Raw genomic sequence first — 18,630 nt, forward strand, 5'->3', positions numbered from 1 at the left:
TTCTTCACCCGCTTAGGGAGCAAGGGCGCATACGTCGGATCAGGACGAACCGGCGAATCGTCATACTCGCGAGGAAGGTGGTAGCCAACCTCACGGAACTTAGGGGTAGTGGGGTTCATTGTGGGCTCCTGGATAGTAGCGGGGGGTTACGCTGCGACGGGTGAGAGGCGGCGCTGGACTGATGCGTGGTGTTCGCATTCGGTCGGGTTGAGCACGTGAGCAACAGCTGTCTCCCCGGTGATGTCGGAGTAGTCGAGGAAGTAATCTTCGGCGGTAACCGTTTCGTCGGGGCGCTCGCTGAATGCGCGCTCAATGCGGCGAGCGGTCTTCTTCGCTTCACTAAAGGTGAGCGTGATGTTATGTACTGCGTTGTACTTGGCTAGGAGGGTGAGGAAATCGGGGCTGGATTTGGGCATGGCTGTAGATCCCTACTCTGCGCAAAGAACACGCAGGGAAGATGGTGCAGTGTGATTGGTGCCCAGACTGGGGGCGGGGTGCCTAACTCGGGCTTGCCGGCTACTTCACGGCTGATACAAACGGTGGTGCGTTTACGCGATTGCCTTGAGTGCGGCGCGGAGACGGGTCTTGTTGGTCCTGCGCTGGGGGGTGTTGGTCCCGGCCTCGATTGCGGAAACCTGGGCTTCACTGAATCGGTAGATCCTGTTGCCGAGTTTCGTGCATTCCCATTCGCCGGAATGGATCTTGCGGTAGACGAATGCGGGGGAGACGCTGAACTTGTCCGCGATCTGCGCGGGGGTCAGGTAGTCGCTCATGCCGCCACCTTTAGAAGTTCGGGAACGGCAACGTCGAGTGCGTCTGCGATTTTCTCGAGCTGGTCGAGGGTTAGGCTTCCACCGTCAAGCTTGCGGTTGAGAGTCTGGTAGCCGATGCCTGTGCGGCGGGATAGTGCGTGTGGGTTGGTCTGCTTGTCTGCGATTGCCTGGCGGATGTTCCGGGAAGCAATGCTGTCGTATTTGCTCATGACTCAACCATAGTGCCCACACAGACACTATGCAACCCATGTGGACACTATTTATCTTACACCGATCTGAAAATTATGCAACACTCACTTCACACCTGTTTTTACCCGCAAGAACTCGCGGAATTACTCACTTGCGCATCGCCACTGTGGGCACTAAAGTTTCTGCTATGAACACAAAGCAGGGTCTAACTCAAGGCGTGGCAGAGGTACTAACAGCAGAGAAGGCCATAAAGCGGATCACCTACGACTCGCTCGTTGAAGCTACGGGGATATCCCGCTCGCAGGTGATCCGCTATTTCAAGGGCACCAGCTCGATGAAGCTAGCCGAGCTGGAGGCGATCTGCGATGTGCTCGGCCTGGATGCCCTCGAAGTCATGACTGGGGTTTCGCAGCGCTTCGCGCGCAAGGTCAACAATTGACCTTCCGGTGATGGCGGACAGGTCTTCGATTTGGTCCAGTGTCAGGCCGGCGTGCATGTTCATTTTCTCCCCGTTTTCTGAATGCGATGCTGAACAAAATGTTAGCCCAGTAGGGTGACGGATTGGGTCGAACGGGCGTTCGAGTTTGTAACAAATCAGACCTACTCAGCGGTTGCTTTAAAAGGCACACGTCAGCGGTTAATTGGGAAAATCCCAATTGTCCTGAGAGGGCTCCCGAGGATGGGCGGGGGGGGTTTGTCGGGGGTGTTCCCAGTGGGAACAGGGTTGAAAACACCATGAAGATTCCGGCAGTTCTTGAAAAACAAACCGATGGACTAATGTGGCAATATTCCACCCAACTTCCGCGCCAATAAAGGGATGTAGGCGAGTTTGGTGTGATTGATTTAATCGGGTTCGAATCCCGCTAGCCCGACCGGTTAAAACCCCGGCAGATCAACGAAGTAGCGTTGATCTGCCGGGGTTTTTCCATGTTCCGGGGCCAGGCACTGGTTTCCGCGTATGACTGCAGATCGCCGTTGCCCGCCGCTCAGGGCCAGCACCCAGCCACCGGATGGATTTCGCCCGGCCGCGAGTGGACCGGCGTGCCCGGCCGGGGACGCCTTGCCTCGGTCATCGACCCATCGGCCGGCAAACGCCAAGGGCGCCCCTCCAGGCGGTACCCGCCGGATGGGCGGGGACGGCTTGGTGGGGCGCCCCTGGATGGTGGCTGGCGGCGCCGGCGGTCAGTTGGTGGGCTTCGGGTCCTCGGTGTCCTCCCGCGGCGACCAGGCCGGGGCCTGAGTGCCGGCCTGGCCCGATTCCATGGCCCGGGTTTCCCGCAGCTCCGCCTGGACCTTTGCTTCTGATTTCATGGCCTTCATCTTCTTGCCCCGCGCATGCCACAGCTGCCAGAACGCCGCAATGCCCAGGAAAAGCACCAAGGCGGCGGCCGCGCCACCGATGGACCAGGACGGGAACCATGTGGCGCTGATGTCGATCATGGACCTGGCCTTGGCGGCCGAGCTGGACGAATTTGCGTAGATGCTCAGCGTCAACAGGTTCGGGATCGCCAGCAGGACGGCAACCACGACGATGACGGCCTTCCACGGCCACGACACCTTCTTGTACCGGGCCTGCCAGACCACGAGCAGCGGGACGAAGGTGAAGATGAAGCCGTATACGAGGCCAAGGATGATCCCGCTGGTAATTGAACCCTGGGTCTGGTTCGCGATATTGGTGGCCCACCAAACGGGCAGGAACAGACGGATGACTAGGTAGACAATTGCCAGCAGGATGAGCGCGGCCACACCCAGCCCAATGCGCAGGCCCCAGCGGGGCTTCGAATCGGACCGGCGGGACGCGTCCGTGGGTGACTGGTCTGTGTTTTCGAAATCAGGCATGTTTGCATCCTCCCACGCTGACAGCTCAACAGTGGAGATTAACTGGTTGGATATTCACGAAAACTTAGTGGTGGCTAGTAGGCTAATCTGGTGATAGGACGATTGCCTCAATTTGGGGTTGGACAACGTCCAAAGGGAATTATGAGAAATATTTTTGGAGGACCGGAAATGGCTGAAGCTCAGGTGCCTAACCAGCAGCACGAGTCGTCTACCGAAACAACGGGAATTGCATTGCCACCGGTGACGCGTGAACCTGTTGTCTTCTATGGCCTGAGCGTTGAAGAACGCGCGGCCGTCTCCGCCCTGCCACACGGTTCCGCATTGTTGATTGCACACTCAGGGCCGAACCAGGGCGCGCGCTTCCTGCTGGATCAGGACGTGACCCAGGCAGGACGCCACCCGGACGCTGCCGTCTTCCTCGACGACGTCACGGTTTCACGCAAGCACGCCAAGTTCATTCGCGACGCCGACGGCTTCAGCGTTGTCGACAGCGGTTCGCTGAACGGAACCTACGTCAACAACGACCGGGTCGACTCGGTGCGCCTGGCCAACGGCTCGGAAGTCCAGATCGGCAAGTTCCGGCTGACCTTCTACAACGCGTTGCCCAACAACCCGGCCAACACCCGCGACTAAGCAGGACAACGTAGTGAATCAGGCAGCCCGAAACCCGCGACTGGCAGTAGTTGCCGGCGATACCCAGCGCGCCGTGGCGCTCAATATCGGCGAGGTCCTTTCGGAGCTTCATGATGAATTCCCGCAGGTCACAGCGTCGAAAATCCGCTTCCTCGAGGAAAAAGGGCTGCTGACCCCGCAACGCACTTCGGCGGGGTACCGCAAGTACCTGCCCGACGACGTCGGTCGCTTGCGTTTCATCCTGGGCCTGCAACGGGACCAGTACCTGCCGCTGAAGGTCATCAAGGACTACCTTGACGCGGTCGACCGGGGAGACCGGCCCGACCAGCTGCCCGGCGGACACACCCTGGCCCCGCGAAGCATCAGCGAGCAGATGACCCAGGACCTGGTTGCCCGCACCCGCCCGGTGACCAAGGCGGAACTGCAGGGCCTATGCGGTGCCAGCCCTGAGCTGGTCAACGACCTGCTGGCCTTCGGCATGATCGCGCCGGAAAACGATCGCTTCGACGAGCACGCACAAAAAATTGCCGCCGCCTCCGCGGCGCTTGCGGCGCACGGCATCGAGCCGCGCCACCTGCGGGCCTTCCGCGCGGCGGCCGACCGCGAAGTGGGACTGGTGGAACGCGTCGTGGCCCCCCACATGAGTCGCGGGGATGTTGCCTCGCGTGCCAGGGCTGCCGAAACCGCCCGCGAAATCAGCGATGCCTGCATGGCACTGCATGGTGCCCTGGTCAATGGCGCCATCGCCAAGTTGGATCACTAGGCCGGAAACACGGTCTCTGCAGGTTGCAGCGACCCGAGTTAAGGAGCGAACCATGCACGAACTTGAAGTTGTCGGAGTTCGCATCGAACTTCCCTCCAACCAGCCGCTAGTCCTGCTCAAGGAAGCCAACACCCAACGCCACCTGCCGATTTGGATCGGTGCCCCCGAGGCGTCGGCCATCGCGATGTTCCAGCAGGGCATCGTCCCGCCGCGTCCGCTGACCCACGACCTGATGATTTCGACCCTGCAGGCACTCCACGCGCCGCTGGTGCGCGTGGAGATCGTCTCGGTCCTCAACGCCGTCTTCACCGCGGAGCTGGTCTTTGCCGACGACGTTCGGGTCGACGCGCGGTCCTCCGACGCCATCGCCCTGGCGCTCCGCGCGGAGTGTCCGATCCTGTGTGACGAGCACGTGCTCGACGAAGCCTCGGTGATGGTCTCGGAGGACGCCGAGGTCGCCGAGGGGGAGGAGGACCAGGTGCGTGAGTTCCGCGAATTCCTCAACGAGGTCGAGCCCGAAGACTTCGATAAATAGACGACCGTCCGCGACACGCCTCAAGTTAAGCTTGAAGGTCTTTGACGCAGCCCCAATGTAGTCGTACCGTCGAAGCATAAGTTTCCCAAGGATTGCCATCCGCGGATTTCGGTTTCACTCGCAACGGAGTCGTTCCACGCCCGGCAGCCTTCTTTCCCTCACGGGGATGCTTGAGCAAGGAGATTCCAATGAATCCCACGGACGACCAACACGCGGCCTCGCCTACGCACGCCGCGTCCCTTCGCAATACCCAAGGACTCCTGTTCACCGAGGACCTGCCGGTGCTCGATGAAGACGCCGGATACCGCGGTCCCATCGTCTGCAAGGCGGCAGGCATCACCTACCGCCAGCTCGACTACTGGGCACGCACCGGCCTGGTCGAACCTGCCGTCCGAGGGGCCAAGGGCTCGGGATCCCAGCGACTCTACGGGTTCCGCGACATCCTGGTGCTCAAGGTCGTCAAGCGGCTGCTGGACACCGGGGTGTCCCTGCAGCAGATCCGGACCGCTGTCGGTCACCTGCGCGAACGCGGGGTGGAGGACCTCGCCCAGATCACGTTGATGAGCGACGGCGCCTCGGTGTACGAGTGCACCTCCGCGGACGAGGTGATCGACCTGGTCCAAGGTGGCCAGGGCGTCTTCGGCATTGCCGTTGGCCGCGTGTGGCGTGAGGTTGAGGGATCTCTGTCGCAGCTTCCCAGCGAGCGTGCCACCGATTTCCCGGGGGACGAATTGGCCCTGCGTCGCGCCGCGAAGCGCTCCGCCAGCTAGGAACCGGCCCGCTCCCGATCTTTTGTGGACGGGGCCGGATGCCACCGATGCGCCCGTGCGCAGGTGGCGTCCGGCCCCGTCTTTTTTCTGCTCCGCCACTACGGCCGCGCCGCCGCGGTGGGACCGGCCAACCAAAAAACCGCCCCCCTTCGTCCTCCGGCATTGCCGGAACGACTGAAGGAGCGGTTTTGCGTTTCGGGACCTGGATCCGGTGCAGCGGGGAGGGATCCCCTGCTAGCTGCGTCCGGGTTTCGCTGCGGTGTCGGTGATGTTGCGCAGCAACTCGTCGAACAGCCCGGCCGTCTTTTGCGCCGGCCGGCCCGGCCACTGGTGCACGGAGTATGCGGCGCCCTGGATTTGCTGCCAGTCCGCGAACTCGGGAAGCTCGGGGCTCAGCACCGAGGTGCCGAACATGGAACGCATTTCGGTCAGGCGGAAGCGGTGCTCGTCCGAATCCTTGCGCACCCGGTTGGCGACCACGTCGATGCGGCCGAGGTCCGGTGCGTACTCCTTGCGGAACATTTCCAGGGCACGCTGCGTGCGCTCGGTGCCGGCCACGGAGAACAGCGAGGGTTCGGCAACCAGCAGGATGCGGTCGCTGGCGCTCCAGGCCATCCGGGTCAGTCCATTGAGCGAGGGCGGGCAGTCGATGAGCACCAGCGCGTAACCGGAGGTCTTGGAGAGCAACTGGGTGAGTCGGCGCAAATCGCGGGCGCGCAGGTCGGGGCGGTCGTAGACGCCGGTGTAGGCGTCGCCGACGGCCACGTCGAGCACGGGAACGCGGGTCAGCGATCGCTTGGAGACGGCCTTGGCCTGCCAGGAGCTGGAGACGATGTTGTCGGACAGGTTCGCCTTGCGCGAGGCCTTCAGCATCCGCCCGATGGTCAGCTTGCCGTCGGCGCGCACGCCCAGGCCGGTGCTGGCATCGGCGTGCGGGTCCAGGTCGATCACGAGTGTGGGGATACCAGCGGCGAGGGCGGCCGAAGCGAGCCCCAATGTAACGGAGGTCTTCCCTACGCCACCTTTAAGGCTGCTAATGCTCACTACCTGCACGGAACGGACCACGCCCTTTTCTACTGTTAGTTGCTCGCGACTAAACGATTGGTTCCCTCAACATCATAATCGGCTTCTGGATCCTTTGCCGCCACCGGTCCCTACGACCGCCTGACACCAGTGTTTCGTGACCGCCGCAATCTTTTGCGGTGCGTGTGCCCGGTCACGGTAGTGTGTGTCGTTGGGTGCCGCACCACACACGTCCGGCACCTAAAACACGAGTTCAAACCCTGAAATTCGTGCGCGTCATTCATCCCTATGTCATTTCGCAGGAGCGCCATGTTTAAGAAGATCTTGGTAGCCAATCGCGGCGAGATCGCAATTCGCGCCTTCCGTGCCGGCTATGAGCTGGGCGCGAAGACTGTCGCCGTTTACCCCTACGAGGATCGCAACTCGATCCACCGCCAGAAGTCCGACGAGGCCTACCGGATCGGCGAGGAGGGCCACCCGGTCCGCGCCTACCTGGACGTGGACGAGGTGATCCGCGTCGCCAAGGAAGCCGGCGCGGATGCCATCTACCCGGGCTACGGATTCCTGTCGGAGAACCCCGACCTGTCGCGTGCCGCGGCAGAAGCGGGCATCAAGTTCATTGGCCCGGCCGCGGAGGTGCTGGAACTGGCGGGCAACAAGGTTGCCGCGCTGCGTGCCGCACGGGAGGCCGGCATCCCGGTGCTGCAGTCCTCGGACCCCAGCGACGACCTTGAATACCTGACCGCCGAGGCCGACAAGATCGGCTTCCCGATCTTCGTCAAGGCGGTTGCCGGCGGCGGCGGCCGTGGCATGCGCCGCGTCGACACCCGCGACCAGCTTGCCGAATCGCTCTCGGCAGCCATGCGCGAAGCCGGAAGCGCCTTCGGCGACCCCACGGTGTTCCTGGAGCAGGCCGTGCTGCGCCCGCGCCACATCGAAGTCCAGATCCTGGCCGATGAGCACGGCAACATCGTTCACCTCTTTGAGCGCGACTGCTCGCTGCAGCGCCGCCACCAGAAGGTCATCGAGATCGCCCCGGCCCCGAACCTGGACGAGAACATCCGCCAGGCGCTCTACGCGGATGCGGTGAAGTTCGCCAAGGCGCTGAACTACCAGAACGCCGGAACCGTGGAGTTCCTGGTCGACACCGTGGGCGAGCGCGCCGGACAGCACGTGTTCATCGAGATGAACCCGCGCATCCAGGTCGAGCACACGGTCACCGAGGAAATCACCGACGTCGACCTGGTGCAGGCGCAGATGCGCATTGCCGCCGGAGAGACCCTGGAAGACCTGGGCATCCGCCAGGACGAGCTGCAGATCCGCGGCGTCGCCCTGCAGTCGCGCATCACCACCGAGGACCCGGCCAACGGGTTCCGCCCGGATGTCGGGACCATCACCGTCTACCGTTCCGCCGGCGGCTCCGGCGTGCGCCTGGACGGCGGCACCATCTACACCGGCGCCGAGGTTTCCCCGCACTTCGACTCGATGCTGGTCAAGCTCACCTGCCGCGGCCGCGACTTCGCCACCGCGGTGGCCCGTGCCCGCCGTGCGCTGGCCGAGTTCCGCGTCCGCGGCGTGACCACCAACATCCCGTTCCTGATGAACGTGCTCGACGACCCGGCGTTCCTCGCCGGCGAGGCCGCCACCGACTTCATCGACAAGCACCCGGAACTGCTGGCCGGGAAGAAGTCCCAGGACCGCGGCACCAAGGCGCTGGCCTTCCTGGCCGACGTCACGGTCAACCAGCCCAACGGCGAACGCGTCGAGGGCATCGACCCGCGCAAGAAGCTCCCGGCCTTCCCGGGAGACAAGTCCGCCGAGCCGGAGCGTAGCCCGTTTGACGGCCCCTCTGACCAGGCCCCGCCCGCCGGCTGGCGCCAGCGCCTGCTGGAACTGGGCCCGGAGGGCTTCGCCAAGGCGCTGCGCGACTCCACGGCGGTGGCGGTCACCGACACCACCTTCCGCGACGCCCACCAGTCGCTGCTGGCAACCCGCGTGCGCACCCGCGACCTGCTGGCCGCGGCCCCGGCCTACGCCCACGTGATGCCGCAGCTGTTCTCCATGGAGGTCTGGGGCGGGGCGACGTACGACGTGTCGCTGCGCTTCCTGGGCGAGGACCCGTGGCAGCGCCTTGCGCTGCTGCGTGCCGAGCTGCCGAACATCCCGCTGCAGATGCTGCTGCGCGGACGCAACACCGTGGGCTACACCCCGTACCCGACCGAGGTCACCGACGCGTTCGTGAAGGAAGCTGCCGCCACCGGCATCGACATCTTCCGCATCTTCGATGCGCTGAACGACGTCTCGCAGATGGCCCCGGCCATCAAGGCCGTCCGGGAGACCGGCACCGCGGTCGCCGAGGTGGCCCTGTGCTACACCGGCAACCTGCTGGACCCGGCCGAGGACCTCTACACGCTGGACTACTACCTGGACCTGGCGCAGCAGATCGTCGACGCCGGGGCGCACATCCTGGCGATCAAGGACATGGCCGGGCTGCTGCGCCCCGCCGCGGCAGCGAAGCTGGTCACCGCCCTGCGCGAGCGCTTCGACCTGCCGGTGCACCTGCACACCCACGACACCGCCGGGGGCCAGTCGGCCACGTTGATGGCTGCCATCAACGCCGGGGTCGACGCGGTGGACGTTGCTGCGGCATCGATGTCCGGGACCACCTCCCAGCCATCGGCATCCGCGCTGGTCGCCGCCCTGGAGAACACCGAGCGCGACACCGGGATCTCCCTGGAGGCCGCCGCGTCGCTGGAACCCTACTGGGAATCGGTGCGCGCCATGTACTCGCCGTTCGAATCCGGGCTTGCCGCCCCGACCGGACGCGTTTACCGCCACGAGATCCCCGGTGGCCAGCTCTCCAACCTGCGCCAGCAGGCCATCGCACTGGGCCTGGGCGAGCGCTTCGAGGCGATCGAGGACATGTACACCGCGGCCAACTCCATCCTGGGCCGCCTGGTCAAGGTCACCCCGTCCTCCAAGGTGGTCGGCGACCTCGCCCTGCAGCTGGTGGGCATGGGCGTTGACCCGGCCGAGTTCGAGAAGGACCCGAAGTCCTTCGACATCCCGGATTCGGTCATCCAGTTCCTCTCCGGGGAACTGGGCGATCCTCCGGGAGGCTGGCCCGAGCCGTTCCGCTCCAAGGCCCTCGAGGGCCGCGTCGTGCGCCCGCACGTCGAGGAGCTCTCGGCCGAGGACTCCGCCGCGCTGGAGGCAGACTCCGAGACCCGCCGCGCCACGCTGAACCGCCTGCTCTTTGCCGGTCCGACGCGTGACTACGCGGCGAGCCTGGAGAACTACGGAGACCTCTCGGTCCTGCACACCCGCGACTACCTCTACGGCCTGGTCAAGGGCCGCGAGCACGTGGTGTCCCTGGGCAAGGGGGTGCGCCTGCTGGTGATCCTGCAGTCGATCTCCGAGCCCGACGAGAAGGGCCTGCGCACCGTGACGGTCACGCTCAACGGCCAGTCCCGCCAGCTGATGGTGCGTGACGAGTCGGTGGAGTCCACGGTGGTTGCCGCGGAGAAGGCCGACTCGGCCAACCCCGGGCACATCGCGGCCCCGTTCGCCGGCGCCGTCACCGCGCAGGTGGCGGTGGGCGACCGCATCGAGCTCGGCGGCACCGTTGCCACCATCGAGGCCATGAAGATGGAGGCCGGGATCACCTCCACGGTCGCCGGCACCGTGGCCCGCCTGGCGATCGCCGGCACCGCCCAGGTGCAGGGCGGGGACCTGCTGGTGGTCATCGACCCGGCATAGCCACCGGGTGTCGGCCCGCCGCGGCGGGCCGACACCGCAAACAACCATGAAATGCGCGCGAGGATGGACCCGCCCGCCCCGATGCCGGGGCCTGGGACGGGTCCATCCTCGCTTGCGTGTTAGGGTGCCAATGGCCAGTGGATGCACCAGCGGCAAAGAGCATGCGGCGGACCGAGACCGGGCCGCCGTTGGAAGGAGTGAGGTCCCATGGCCATCAATCGGTCAGACTTTATTGCACGATTACTCGCGCGGCTGGCACGGACGGCGACGCAGGATCCCGGATCCGCCGGCAACGCGGCCCCGACCCCCGCAGCCAACCCGGCACCCCGGGAATCCACCGAAAAACCGGTGCCGGAACCGGCGGGGGAGCCGGAAACGGCAGGCGCCCGGCCCGCTGCCGCCGACGGCGAGGGGCCGGAGCGCGACGCCCCGACGGCCGAAACTCCGGCAGGCGAAGCAGGGGAGCTCCCCGCGCAGGAATCCGACGCCCCGGCCGATGCGGCAGCAGGCCGCCCCGATGCCGATGCCGTTCCGGACGCCGCCGCCCACGAAACCGCGGGCACGACACCGGCAGAAGGCACGCCGGAGGATTCCGCTCCGGCATCGGCCGACGCCGCCTCCCCGCCAGCCGCACCGGCTCCCGTCGCCCGGGACCACAAGGTCATCACGCTTCTCTCCCTCGAGGAGCATGCGGGCGCCAAGACCCTGGGCGCCGCACTGGAGCGCCGGACCGAGGGCAAGGGGTGGAAATTTCGGACCGCAGGTCCCGGCCTGGCCCGCGCCGCGTTCTCCGGGATGCTCGGCGACACCGACGCCCTGGTGCTCGTCTGCCCGGCGGACCCCGCCATCACCGCGGCGCTGGGCGAGAAGCTGCGCTGGCTGGAGGCCAACAACCGACAGGGAATGCAGGCACGCACTCTCATTGTTGTTAACCTCGGCACCGCGGACGGCGGGGAGCTGCAGCTCCCGGCGGACCTCGACCGGCCGGTGACCCTGCTTCCCTTTGACGCGGCCCTGAGCATCCCCGCGACAGGTGCGCGGGCCCCGCGGCGGGCGGCACGGGTGGCCATTGACCAACTTGTCGACGAACTATCCACCATCCTTCAGGAGAGCTAAGCACCCCATGGCACATTACGACCTGGCAATCATCGGATCCGGATCCGGCAACTCGCTGATCACCGAGCACTGGGACGGGCGCAAGGTGGCGATCATCGATGCCGGCACCTTCGGCGGCACCTGCCTGAACGTCGGCTGCATCCCCACCAAGATGTTCGTCTACCCGGCGCAGCTGGCCGCATCCGCCGCCGAGGCCAAGTCGCTAGGCGTGTCGATGACGTTCGACGGGGCCGACTGGGCAGCCATGCGGGAGCGGATCTTCGGGCGCATCGACGCCATCTCCGAGGCCGGCAAGAACTACCGCGCCAACGAGCTGGAGAACGTCACGCTCTACACCGAGCACGTCCGGTTTGCCTCGCGCAACGAGCTGCTCACCGCCAGCGGCCAGAGCATCACCGCGGACAGGATCGTCATCGCCGCCGGCTCGCGCCCCGCGCTGCCGCAGGTCCCGGGCATCGACCTGCCCGGCGTGCACACCTCCGACACCGTCATGCGCCTCGACGCGCTGCCCAAGCGCCTGGTGATCCTGGGCGGCGGCTACATCGCCAGCGAGTTCGCCGCGGTCTTCTCCGCGCTGGGCAGCGAGGTCACCCAGGTCAACCGCTCCGGCGCCCTGATGCGCCGGCAGGACGCCGACATTTCCGCCGCCTTCACGCAGGCCGCCTCCAAGCGCTGGGGCGTGGAGCTCAACGCGGCGCTGCAGGGCATCGACAAGGAGGGGGACGTCCTGACGGTCCGCCTCGAGCGCGACGGAGCCCCCCTGGAGCTGGAGGCCGACGTGGTGCTGGTGGCCACCGGGCGCACCCCGAACACCGACGAGCTCGGCGTCACTGAGCTCGGCTTCGACCTGCGGGCGGACGGCTCGCTCGTGGTGGACGAATACCAGCGCATCCTGGCCGCCGGCGAACCGGTGGAGGGCATCTTCGGGCTGGGCGACGCGGCGAACACCGAGCAGCTCAAGCACGTGGCCAACCGGGAGGCGCGGGTTCTCATCCACAACCTGGAAAACCCGGAGGATATGCGGCCCATGGACCGGCGCGCCGTGCCGGCGGCGGTGTTCAGCAACCCGCAGATCGCCTACGTCGGCGCCACCGAGGCCCAGGCCCGGGCCGAACACGGGGACGACGCGGTGCTCTCGGTCATCCAGCCCTACGGGTCCACGGCCTACGGCTGGGCCATGGAGGACTCCGAGGGCATCGTGAAGCTGCTGGCCCACAGGGACACCGGCCTGCTGCTGGGCGCGCACATCATGGGGCACGAGGCCTCGCTGCTCATCCAGCCGCTGATCCAGGCCATGTACTCGGAACTGGACGTGAACGCCATGGCCCGCGGGCCCTTCTGGATCCACCCGGCGCTGAGCGAGGTCGTGGAGAACGCGCTGCTGGGCCTCGGGGTGCCCGCCCGCGCGGGCGACCCGCTGTAGCGCAGGACCTTCGCCCCGGCACCCGGTGCCGGATTAAGCAGGAACGCGTGGGGCGGGCACCAACTCGGTGCCCGCCCCGCGCGCCTGGTGAGAGGGGATCCTGCGCTAGGCGCGCGGCTTGGACCCCGAGTAGATGTCCTCGAGCACCGACTCGTAGTCCTTGAGCACCTGGGCCCGCTTGATCTTCAGCGAGGGGGTCAGGTGCCCGGAGTCCTCGGTGAAGTCGGTGGGCACGATCCGGAACTCCTTGATGGCCTCGGCGCGCGACACGGCGGTGTTGGCCTTCTCCACCAGTGCGGCGATGGCATCGCGGACCTGCGGAAGTTCCGCGGCCTGGGCGACTGTCGTGCCGGCGGGCAGCTGGTGGCGGGCCAGCCAGCCCGGAAGCGCATCCGCGTCCAGGGTGATCAGCGCGGCGATGAACGGGCGGGCGTCCCCGATGACGACGCACTGGGAGACCAGGGCGTCGGCGCGGATCTGGTCCTCCAGCAGTGCCGGGATCACGTTCTTGCCGCTGGCGGTGACGATGATTTCCTTCTTGCGCCCGGTGATTCGCAGGAAGCCATCGGCATCCAGCTCGCCGATGTCCCCGGTGCGGAACCAGCCGTCGGCGAAGGTCTCCGCTTCCAGGTCCGGGCGGTTGTAGTAGCCGCGCATGACGCAGAAGCCCTTGGCCAGGATCTCGCCGTCCTCCGCGATCCGTACGGCGTTGCCCGGCAGCGGGCGGCCCACGGTGCCGATCTTCAGCTGCGTGGGGGTGTTCACCGTGATCGGCGCGGTGGTCTCGGTCAGGCCGTAGCCCTCCAGGACCGTGAGCCCGATGCCGTGGAAGAAGTGCCCCAGCCGTTCGCCCAGCGGGGCTCCGCCGGAGACCGCGTGCACGACCTTCCCGCCCATGGCCGCGCGGATCTTGCCGTACAGCAGCACGTCGAAGAGCTTGTGCTTGAGCTTGAGGCCCAGCGGGACCTTGCCGTCCTGCTCGGCGCGGGAGAAGGCGATGGCTGTGTCGGCGCCGGCGTGGAAGATCTTGCCCTTGCCGGCGTCCTCGGCCTTGAGCATCGAGGAGTTGTAGACCTTCTCGAAGACGCGCGGCACCGCGAGGATGAAGTTCGGCTGGAAGGACTGCAGGTCCGGCAGCAGGTTTTTCACGTCGGCGGTGTGGGCCACCTTGACCCCGCCGGCCACGGCGAGCACCGAGATGTACCTGGCGAAGACGTGGGCCAGCGGCAGGAACATGATCGTTGCCGCGCCCGGATAGACGACCGAGGGAAGCGCGGCGGCGGCGTTGTCGCTGAGCTGGACGAAGTTCGAGTGCGTCAATTCGCAGCCCTTGGGCCGCCCGGTGGTGCCGGAGGTGTAGATGATGGTGGCCAGCGAGTCCAGGCCGGCGGCCGAGCGACGCTCCTCCAGGACCGCGTCCTCGACGTTCCTGCCTGCCTCGCGCAGCGCGTCGAGTCCGTTGCCGTCCATCTGCCACACGTGTTCCAGTGCGTCCAGGCCCTCCTGGTGGGCGGCCTGGCGCACGACGGTCTCGTGGCGCGGTGCCTCGACGACCGCGGCAACCGCGTGGGAGTCTCCCAGGATCCAGGCGACCTGGCTGGGGGAGGAGGTCTCGTAGACCGGAACCGTGACGCAGCCGGCGAACCAGATGGCGAAGTCCACCAGCGTCCACTCGTAGCGGGTGCGGGCCATCAGCCCGATGCGTGCCCCGGGTGCGATGCCGGAGGCGATGAACCCCTTGGCCAGGGCCGAGGCCTCGGCGGCGAACTCCGAAGCCGGGATGTCGATCCAGGTCCCGTTGGGTCCCGGCTTGGACAGCAGCGCCGGGTCGGCCGCGGACCGGGCGTGGCGCAGGAGAAGGTCGGTGATGTTGGTCTGCGGCGGGTTCTCCACCAGCGGAGGGACTGTCAATTCCTGCATTTGGAGCTCCTTCGGTTCCGGGGCGGTGTTGTGCGTGCCCGCCAACCCCTCTTCCCCCATGCCACCCATAGTAGTGTCTCGGGTCACACATTGCTTACTCGTTAGTAACTTACGGGGATTTTCCCCGCTTCGCAACAAATTCGGGGGCAACTAGACGCGCGCGCCGTCGTCGTCTTCATGCCGGTGGCGCGGCAACCGGGCGAAGAGGAACACCGCGGCGGCCACGGCCACCACGACCAGCCCGATCCACAGCGGCATCGGTGCCCGCCGCCAGAAAATGGCCAACAGCAGCAGCGCGATCGGGGCACCGGCGGCGCACGACCAGGCCAGGGTCAGCAGCGGGTTTCCCGAGCCCAGGGCCGGCGGATCCTCGGGGATGAACGCGCCCTCGTCCTCGTCCGCCAGCTCGTGGTCGCGGGGTCCGCCCAGCGCCGGGTGCATCCGGAAGAGTTCCGGGTCCACGCCCCGCGGGGCATTGGCGCCGGGCCCCGCGGGCGCGGGGGAGCCGTGGGAACCCTGGGCCGCGGGGGTGTCGGGTGCCGCCTCCAGCCGGCGGACCAGGTCCTCCCACACGGAATCGTCGGAGTCGCCGGATTCGGCCGGCTCGTGCATGGGGTTGGTCATGGCCTGTTGCCGTCCACTTCCTGGAAGAACTCGATGGAACGGGCGAAAATCTTCTCCGCCTCATAGTCAAGCGTGGCCACGTGGAGGCTGCGCGTCAACCGGTTCACCTCAAGGTGGACACCCGCATCGAGTCCCGCGCGCAGCGCCTCGAGGCTCGATTCGGGCACCACGTGGTCGGTGTCCGAGCGGAACACCACGACCGGGGCCGTGACCTGCGGCAGCCGCCTGATGGTGTCCCGGAAGAGCTTGCGCAGCTCGTGCACCCCGGCCACCGGCGTGCGGTCGTAGGCGTGCTCGTCGCCCCCGGGCTTGGCGATGTCGTTGGCGATCGCCGCGACGGTCGGGGACAGGTGGCGCAGCACCCCGGTGAACGGAGCCAGCGGCGAGGCCAGGGTCAGCCCCGGGTTGACCAGCGCGAGCCCCGCCACTGCGTGCGTCGAGGCCAGATGCAGGGCCAGCGCGCCGCCCATGGAGAGCCCGGCGACGAAGACGCGCGAGTGGGTGGCCGCCAGAGCCGCATGCTCGCGGCGCACCGCATCGATGATCTCGGTGTGCTTCGTGGCAGCCAGGTCCTGCCAACGCGTGCCGTGTCCGGGCAAAAGCGGCAGGCTGACGGTGTATCCGGCCCCGGCGAAGGCCCGGGCCCAGGGCAGCAGCCCGGCGGGGCCGGCGGTGAAGCCGTGGAGCACCAGGACCGCCGCGCCGTTGCTCCCGGCGTGGTGGAACGGTGCGTTGGGGTCGGTGGCCGTGGGTGTCTCTGGCATGGGGGTGCGTGCTCCTGCGTGGATCGTGAGGGGAACGGGGCGACGGATCCCACCTGCACCGCGTCGCGCCGAGTATGACCGATGGCGTAGTTTTGCCTACAGTTAGAGCCTAACTGAGAACCAGGTGATCAACACCAGGTCTCCGGGCACGTTCCGGGCACCGCACGCGCTGGACTCGGTGGAAGCCCGCAGCATCCTCGGCCCGGAAGGCACTTCAAGCATGTTCTACCAATTCATGAAGAGGTTCATCGTCGGGCCGCTCGTCAACGTGTTGTTCCGCCCCTGGGTCAAGGGGCTGGAAAACATTCCCGAATCGGGCGGCGCGATCCTGGCCAGCAACCACCTCTCGGTCTCCGACTCGATCTTCCTGCCGGTGGCCGTGAGCCGCCCGGTGATCTTCCTGGCGAAGATGGACTACTTCACCGGCAAGGGCCCCAAGGGACGGATCACCGCCTGGTTCTTCCGCATGATCAACCAGATCCCGATGGACCGCTCCGGCGGGGCGGCCAGCGCGCACTCCCTGGGGGCGGGCGCCCAGGCGTTGGCGGACGGAAGCTTGCTGGGCATCTACCCCGAGGGCACCCGCAGCCCGGACGGGCGCCTGTACCGCGGCAAGCTCGGGGTCGCCAAGCTGGCCCTGGAAGCCGGGGTGCCGGTCATCCCGATCGCCATGATCGGCACCGACAAGGTCCAGCCCATCGGCAAGCGCCTCCCGAACATCCGCCGCGTGGGCATGATCATCGGCGAACCGCTCGATTTCTCCCGCTACGCGGGGATGAGCGAGGACCGCTTCGTGCAGCGCTCGGTGGTCGACGAGATCATGTACGCGATCATGCGGCTCTCCGGGCAGGAATACGCCGACACCTACGCCGCCACCGTCAAGGCGCAGCTGGATGCCGAGCGCCGCGAGGCAGGGAAACACCCGAAGTAGCCGGTTCCGCCCCCGGGCCCCGGCGCACTGTGAACCCGATGCGACCGCGGATTACGTCGGGAATCCCCGGCGGGCCCCGCAGCGGTTTACCCTTAGAGGGTGACTCAGCTATCTTCGACTTCCTCAATGCCCGGACGTTCACCGGCCGGTCCCGCCGCCGACCCCGCACTGGACATTTGGCGCACCCTGCCCATCGCCCAGCAGCCGACGTGGAGCGAGCACCCGCACTATGCCAAGTCGGTGTCCGAGCTCGGTTCCCGGCCCCCGCTGGTCTTTGCCGGGGAGGTCGATGTGCTGCGCGAGCGGCTGGCCGAGGCGGCCCAGGGGCGGGCCTTCCTGTTGCAGGGCGGCGACTGCGCCGAGACCTTCGACGGGGCGACCGCCGACAAGATCTCCGCCCGCGTGAAGACCATCCTGCAGATGGCGGTCGTGCTGACCTACGGCGCCTCGATGCCGGTCATCAAGATGGGGCGCATGGCCGGGCAGTTCGCCAAGCCGCGTTCCTCCAACGACGAGACCCGCGACGGGGTGACCCTGCCGGCATTCCGCGGCGACATCGTCAACGGCTACGAGTTCACCCCCGAATCCCGCGCCCACGACCCGCGCCGCATGGTGGAGGCCTACAACACCTCCTCGGCCACGCTGAACCTGATCCGCGCGTTCACCCAGGGCGGCTTTGCCGACCTGCGCTCCGTGCACTCCTGGAACGCCGGCTTCATGGCCAACCCGGCGCACACCGCCTACGAGCAGCTTGCCGGCGAGATCGACCGCGCCGTGCGCTTCATGTCCGCCTGCGGCGCCGACTTCGAGGCGCTCAAGCGCACCGAGTTCTTCGCCTCCCACGAGGCCCTGCTGCTTGACTACGAGCGTGCGCTGACCCGCACCGACTCGCGCACCGAGCTGCCCTACGACACCTCCGGCCACTTCCTGTGGATCGGTGAGCGCACCCGCCAGCTCGACGGCGCGCACGTCGACTTCCTTTCCCGGGTGCGCAACCCGATCGGCGTCAAGCTCGGCCCGAGCACCTCGCCGGAGGACGCCCTGGCGCTCATCGAGAAGCTTGACCCGAACCGCGAGCCGGGCCGCCTGACCTTCATCACCCGCATGGGCGCGAAGAACATCCGTGAGAAGCTGCCGAACCTGGTCGAAAAGGTCACCGCCTCCGGAGCCCAGGTCCTCTGGGTCACCGACCCGATGCACGGCAACACCGTGACCAGCGAAAACGGCTACAAGACCCGCAAGTTCGACGACGTCATGGACGAGGTCCGCGGCTTCTTCGAGGTCCACGACTCGCTGGGCACCTTCCCGGGCGGCCTGCATGTGGAAATGACCGGCGACGACGTGGCCGAGTGCCTGGGAGGCGCCGACCCGATCCGCCAGGAACAGTTCGACGACCTGTACGAATCGGTCTGCGACCCGCGCCTGAACCACAAGCAGTCCCTGGAAATGGCCTTCCTGGTCTCCGGCGCCCTGGCCAAGCGCGGGGTCCGCGGCTAGCCACGCCTGCCGACCGGCCACAAGGCAACGGCCGGGTTCCTTCCCCTGAGACACAGGGGATGGAACCCGGC

The 18,630-nt window shown here is 66.8% G+C and carries 18 protein-coding genes; 10 read left to right on the forward strand and 8 right to left on the reverse strand.

Going from position 1 to position 18,630, the window contains the following annotated elements; all coding sequences use genetic code 11:
• Positions 1-146: 146 nt before the first annotated feature.
• The 3 genes from AC6CHY_RS17255 to AC6CHY_RS17265 form a co-directional block, all read right to left on the reverse strand.
• Positions 147-416 (reverse strand): hypothetical protein, encoded by a 270-nt coding sequence (locus AC6CHY_RS17255; RefSeq protein WP_498227529.1) that lies wholly within the window; start codon positions 414-416, stop codon positions 147-149.
• A 132-nt stretch (positions 417-548) separates the two neighbouring features.
• The gene (locus tag AC6CHY_RS17260; RefSeq protein WP_498227530.1) at positions 549-773 is read right to left on the reverse strand and encodes a helix-turn-helix domain-containing protein; all 225 of its coding nucleotides are present in this window, start codon (positions 771-773) and stop codon (positions 549-551) included.
• Positions 770-982: a helix-turn-helix domain-containing protein gene (locus tag AC6CHY_RS17265; RefSeq protein ID WP_498227531.1), complete on the reverse strand. Its 213-nt coding sequence runs from the start codon at positions 980-982 to the stop codon at positions 770-772. The genes AC6CHY_RS17260 and AC6CHY_RS17265 overlap by 4 nt, the downstream gene beginning before the upstream one ends.
• 167 nt (positions 983-1,149) lie before the next feature.
• Here AC6CHY_RS17265 and AC6CHY_RS17270 point away from each other — a divergent pair, with 167 nt between their 5' ends.
• A complete protein-coding gene (locus AC6CHY_RS17270; protein ID WP_498227532.1) occupies positions 1,150-1,401 on the forward strand; it encodes a helix-turn-helix domain-containing protein in 252 nt (83 codons plus the stop codon).
• A gap of 743 nt (positions 1,402-2,144) precedes the next feature.
• On the opposite strand, the gene AC6CHY_RS17275 is transcribed toward AC6CHY_RS17270, so the two are convergent.
• A complete protein-coding gene (locus AC6CHY_RS17275) occupies positions 2,145-2,801 on the reverse strand; it encodes a hypothetical protein (protein ID WP_217389951.1) in 657 nt (218 codons plus the stop codon).
• A gap of 168 nt (positions 2,802-2,969) precedes the next feature.
• Between AC6CHY_RS17275 and AC6CHY_RS17280 the strand changes: the two genes are divergently transcribed.
• The 4 genes from AC6CHY_RS17280 to AC6CHY_RS17295 all read left to right on the forward strand — a co-directional run bounded on the left by AC6CHY_RS17280 (position 2,970) and on the right by AC6CHY_RS17295 (position 5,502).
• The gene (locus AC6CHY_RS17280; protein ID WP_217389993.1) at positions 2,970-3,434 is read left to right on the forward strand and encodes an FHA domain-containing protein; all 465 of its coding nucleotides are present in this window, start codon (positions 2,970-2,972) and stop codon (positions 3,432-3,434) included.
• 40 nt (positions 3,435-3,474) lie between these two features.
• A complete protein-coding gene (ftsR, locus tag AC6CHY_RS17285; protein WP_217389992.1) occupies positions 3,475-4,197 on the forward strand; it encodes a transcriptional regulator FtsR in 723 nt (240 codons plus the stop codon).
• A gap of 52 nt (positions 4,198-4,249) precedes the next feature.
• Positions 4,250-4,732, forward strand: coding sequence for a bifunctional nuclease family protein (locus tag AC6CHY_RS17290; protein WP_498227533.1), 483 nt, complete (start codon positions 4,250-4,252; stop codon positions 4,730-4,732).
• Between the two features lie 188 nt (positions 4,733-4,920).
• Positions 4,921-5,502 (forward strand): MerR family transcriptional regulator, encoded by a 582-nt coding sequence (locus AC6CHY_RS17295; protein ID WP_217389949.1) that lies wholly within the window; start codon positions 4,921-4,923, stop codon positions 5,500-5,502.
• A 234-nt stretch (positions 5,503-5,736) separates the two neighbouring features.
• Here the strand turns inward: AC6CHY_RS17295 and AC6CHY_RS17300 are convergent, their stop codons facing one another.
• Positions 5,737-6,555, reverse strand: coding sequence for a ParA family protein (locus AC6CHY_RS17300; protein WP_336245136.1), 819 nt, complete (start codon positions 6,553-6,555; stop codon positions 5,737-5,739).
• Positions 6,556-6,834: 279 nt separating this feature from the next.
• Between AC6CHY_RS17300 and AC6CHY_RS17305 the strand changes: the two genes are divergently transcribed.
• The 3 genes from AC6CHY_RS17305 (at position 6,835) to AC6CHY_RS17315 (ending at position 12,823) form a co-directional block, all read left to right on the forward strand.
• Positions 6,835-10,284 (forward strand): pyruvate carboxylase, encoded by a 3,450-nt coding sequence (locus AC6CHY_RS17305; RefSeq protein WP_217389947.1) that lies wholly within the window; start codon positions 6,835-6,837, stop codon positions 10,282-10,284.
• Positions 10,285-10,491: 207 nt separating this feature from the next.
• Complete coding sequence (locus AC6CHY_RS17310; RefSeq protein WP_498227534.1) at positions 10,492-11,400, forward strand: hypothetical protein; 909 nt, start codon at positions 10,492-10,494, stop codon at positions 11,398-11,400.
• A gap of 7 nt (positions 11,401-11,407) precedes the next feature.
• Complete coding sequence (locus AC6CHY_RS17315; RefSeq protein WP_498227535.1) at positions 11,408-12,823, forward strand: mycothione reductase; 1,416 nt, start codon at positions 11,408-11,410, stop codon at positions 12,821-12,823.
• A 105-nt stretch (positions 12,824-12,928) separates the two neighbouring features.
• On the opposite strand, the gene AC6CHY_RS17320 is transcribed toward AC6CHY_RS17315, so the two are convergent.
• From AC6CHY_RS17320 to AC6CHY_RS17330, 3 genes are all read right to left on the reverse strand, one after another.
• Positions 12,929-14,743 carry an AMP-dependent synthetase/ligase gene (locus AC6CHY_RS17320; protein ID WP_498227536.1) on the reverse strand — a complete coding sequence of 605 codons (1,815 nt, stop codon included), beginning with the start codon at positions 14,741-14,743 and terminating at the stop codon, positions 12,929-12,931.
• 150 nt (positions 14,744-14,893) lie between these two features.
• Entirely contained in the window at positions 14,894-15,367 is a 474-nt protein-coding gene (locus AC6CHY_RS17325; RefSeq protein ID WP_498227537.1) for a hypothetical protein, read from the reverse strand.
• Complete coding sequence (locus AC6CHY_RS17330) at positions 15,364-16,131, reverse strand: alpha/beta hydrolase (RefSeq protein WP_217389942.1); 768 nt, start codon at positions 16,129-16,131, stop codon at positions 15,364-15,366. Before AC6CHY_RS17330 ends, AC6CHY_RS17325 begins: the two co-directional genes overlap by 4 nt.
• 220 nt (positions 16,132-16,351) lie before the next feature.
• On the opposite strand from AC6CHY_RS17330, the gene AC6CHY_RS17335 reads away from it, so the two are divergent.
• Both AC6CHY_RS17335 and AC6CHY_RS17340 read left to right on the forward strand, forming a co-directional pair.
• Entirely contained in the window at positions 16,352-17,062 is a 711-nt protein-coding gene (locus AC6CHY_RS17335; protein WP_217389991.1) for a lysophospholipid acyltransferase family protein, read from the forward strand.
• Positions 17,063-17,188: 126 nt separating this feature from the next.
• Positions 17,189-18,559: a class II 3-deoxy-7-phosphoheptulonate synthase gene (locus AC6CHY_RS17340; RefSeq protein ID WP_217389941.1), complete on the forward strand. Its 1,371-nt coding sequence runs from the start codon at positions 17,189-17,191 to the stop codon at positions 18,557-18,559.
• Positions 18,560-18,630 lie beyond the last annotated feature (71 nt).

Source organism: Paeniglutamicibacter sp. GQ140, from assembly GCF_059759235.1.

Excerpts from the sequence above, each read along its gene's own strand:
- AC6CHY_RS17255 (WP_498227529.1), bottom strand. The coding sequence starts at position 416 with ATGCCCAAATCCAGCCCCGATTTCCTCACCCTCCTAGCCAAGTACAAC.
- AC6CHY_RS17310 (WP_498227534.1), top strand. The coding sequence starts at position 10,492 with ATGGCCATCAATCGGTCAGACTTTATTGCACGATTACTCGCGCGGCTG.
- AC6CHY_RS17270 (WP_498227532.1), top strand. The coding sequence starts at position 1,150 with ATGAACACAAAGCAGGGTCTAACTCAAGGCGTGGCAGAGGTACTAACA.
- AC6CHY_RS17335 (WP_217389991.1), top strand. The coding sequence starts at position 16,352 with ATGTTCTACCAATTCATGAAGAGGTTCATCGTCGGGCCGCTCGTCAAC.
- AC6CHY_RS17265 (WP_498227531.1), bottom strand. The coding sequence starts at position 982 with ATGAGCAAATACGACAGCATTGCTTCCCGGAACATCCGCCAGGCAATC.
- AC6CHY_RS17290 (WP_498227533.1), top strand. The coding sequence starts at position 4,250 with ATGCACGAACTTGAAGTTGTCGGAGTTCGCATCGAACTTCCCTCCAAC.
- AC6CHY_RS17275 (WP_217389951.1), bottom strand. The coding sequence starts at position 2,801 with ATGCCTGATTTCGAAAACACAGACCAGTCACCCACGGACGCGTCCCGC.
- AC6CHY_RS17325 (WP_498227537.1), bottom strand. The coding sequence starts at position 15,367 with ATGACCAACCCCATGCACGAGCCGGCCGAATCCGGCGACTCCGACGAT.
- AC6CHY_RS17260 (WP_498227530.1), bottom strand. The coding sequence starts at position 773 with ATGAGCGACTACCTGACCCCCGCGCAGATCGCGGACAAGTTCAGCGTC.
- AC6CHY_RS17305 (WP_217389947.1), top strand. The coding sequence starts at position 6,835 with ATGTTTAAGAAGATCTTGGTAGCCAATCGCGGCGAGATCGCAATTCGC.
- AC6CHY_RS17320 (WP_498227536.1), bottom strand. The coding sequence starts at position 14,743 with ATGCAGGAATTGACAGTCCCTCCGCTGGTGGAGAACCCGCCGCAGACC.
- AC6CHY_RS17330 (WP_217389942.1), bottom strand. The coding sequence starts at position 16,131 with ATGCCAGAGACACCCACGGCCACCGACCCCAACGCACCGTTCCACCAC.
- AC6CHY_RS17315 (WP_498227535.1), top strand. The coding sequence starts at position 11,408 with ATGGCACATTACGACCTGGCAATCATCGGATCCGGATCCGGCAACTCG.
- AC6CHY_RS17340 (WP_217389941.1), top strand. The coding sequence starts at position 17,189 with ATGCCCGGACGTTCACCGGCCGGTCCCGCCGCCGACCCCGCACTGGAC.
- AC6CHY_RS17280 (WP_217389993.1), top strand. The coding sequence starts at position 2,970 with ATGGCTGAAGCTCAGGTGCCTAACCAGCAGCACGAGTCGTCTACCGAA.
- AC6CHY_RS17295 (WP_217389949.1), top strand. The coding sequence starts at position 4,921 with ATGAATCCCACGGACGACCAACACGCGGCCTCGCCTACGCACGCCGCG.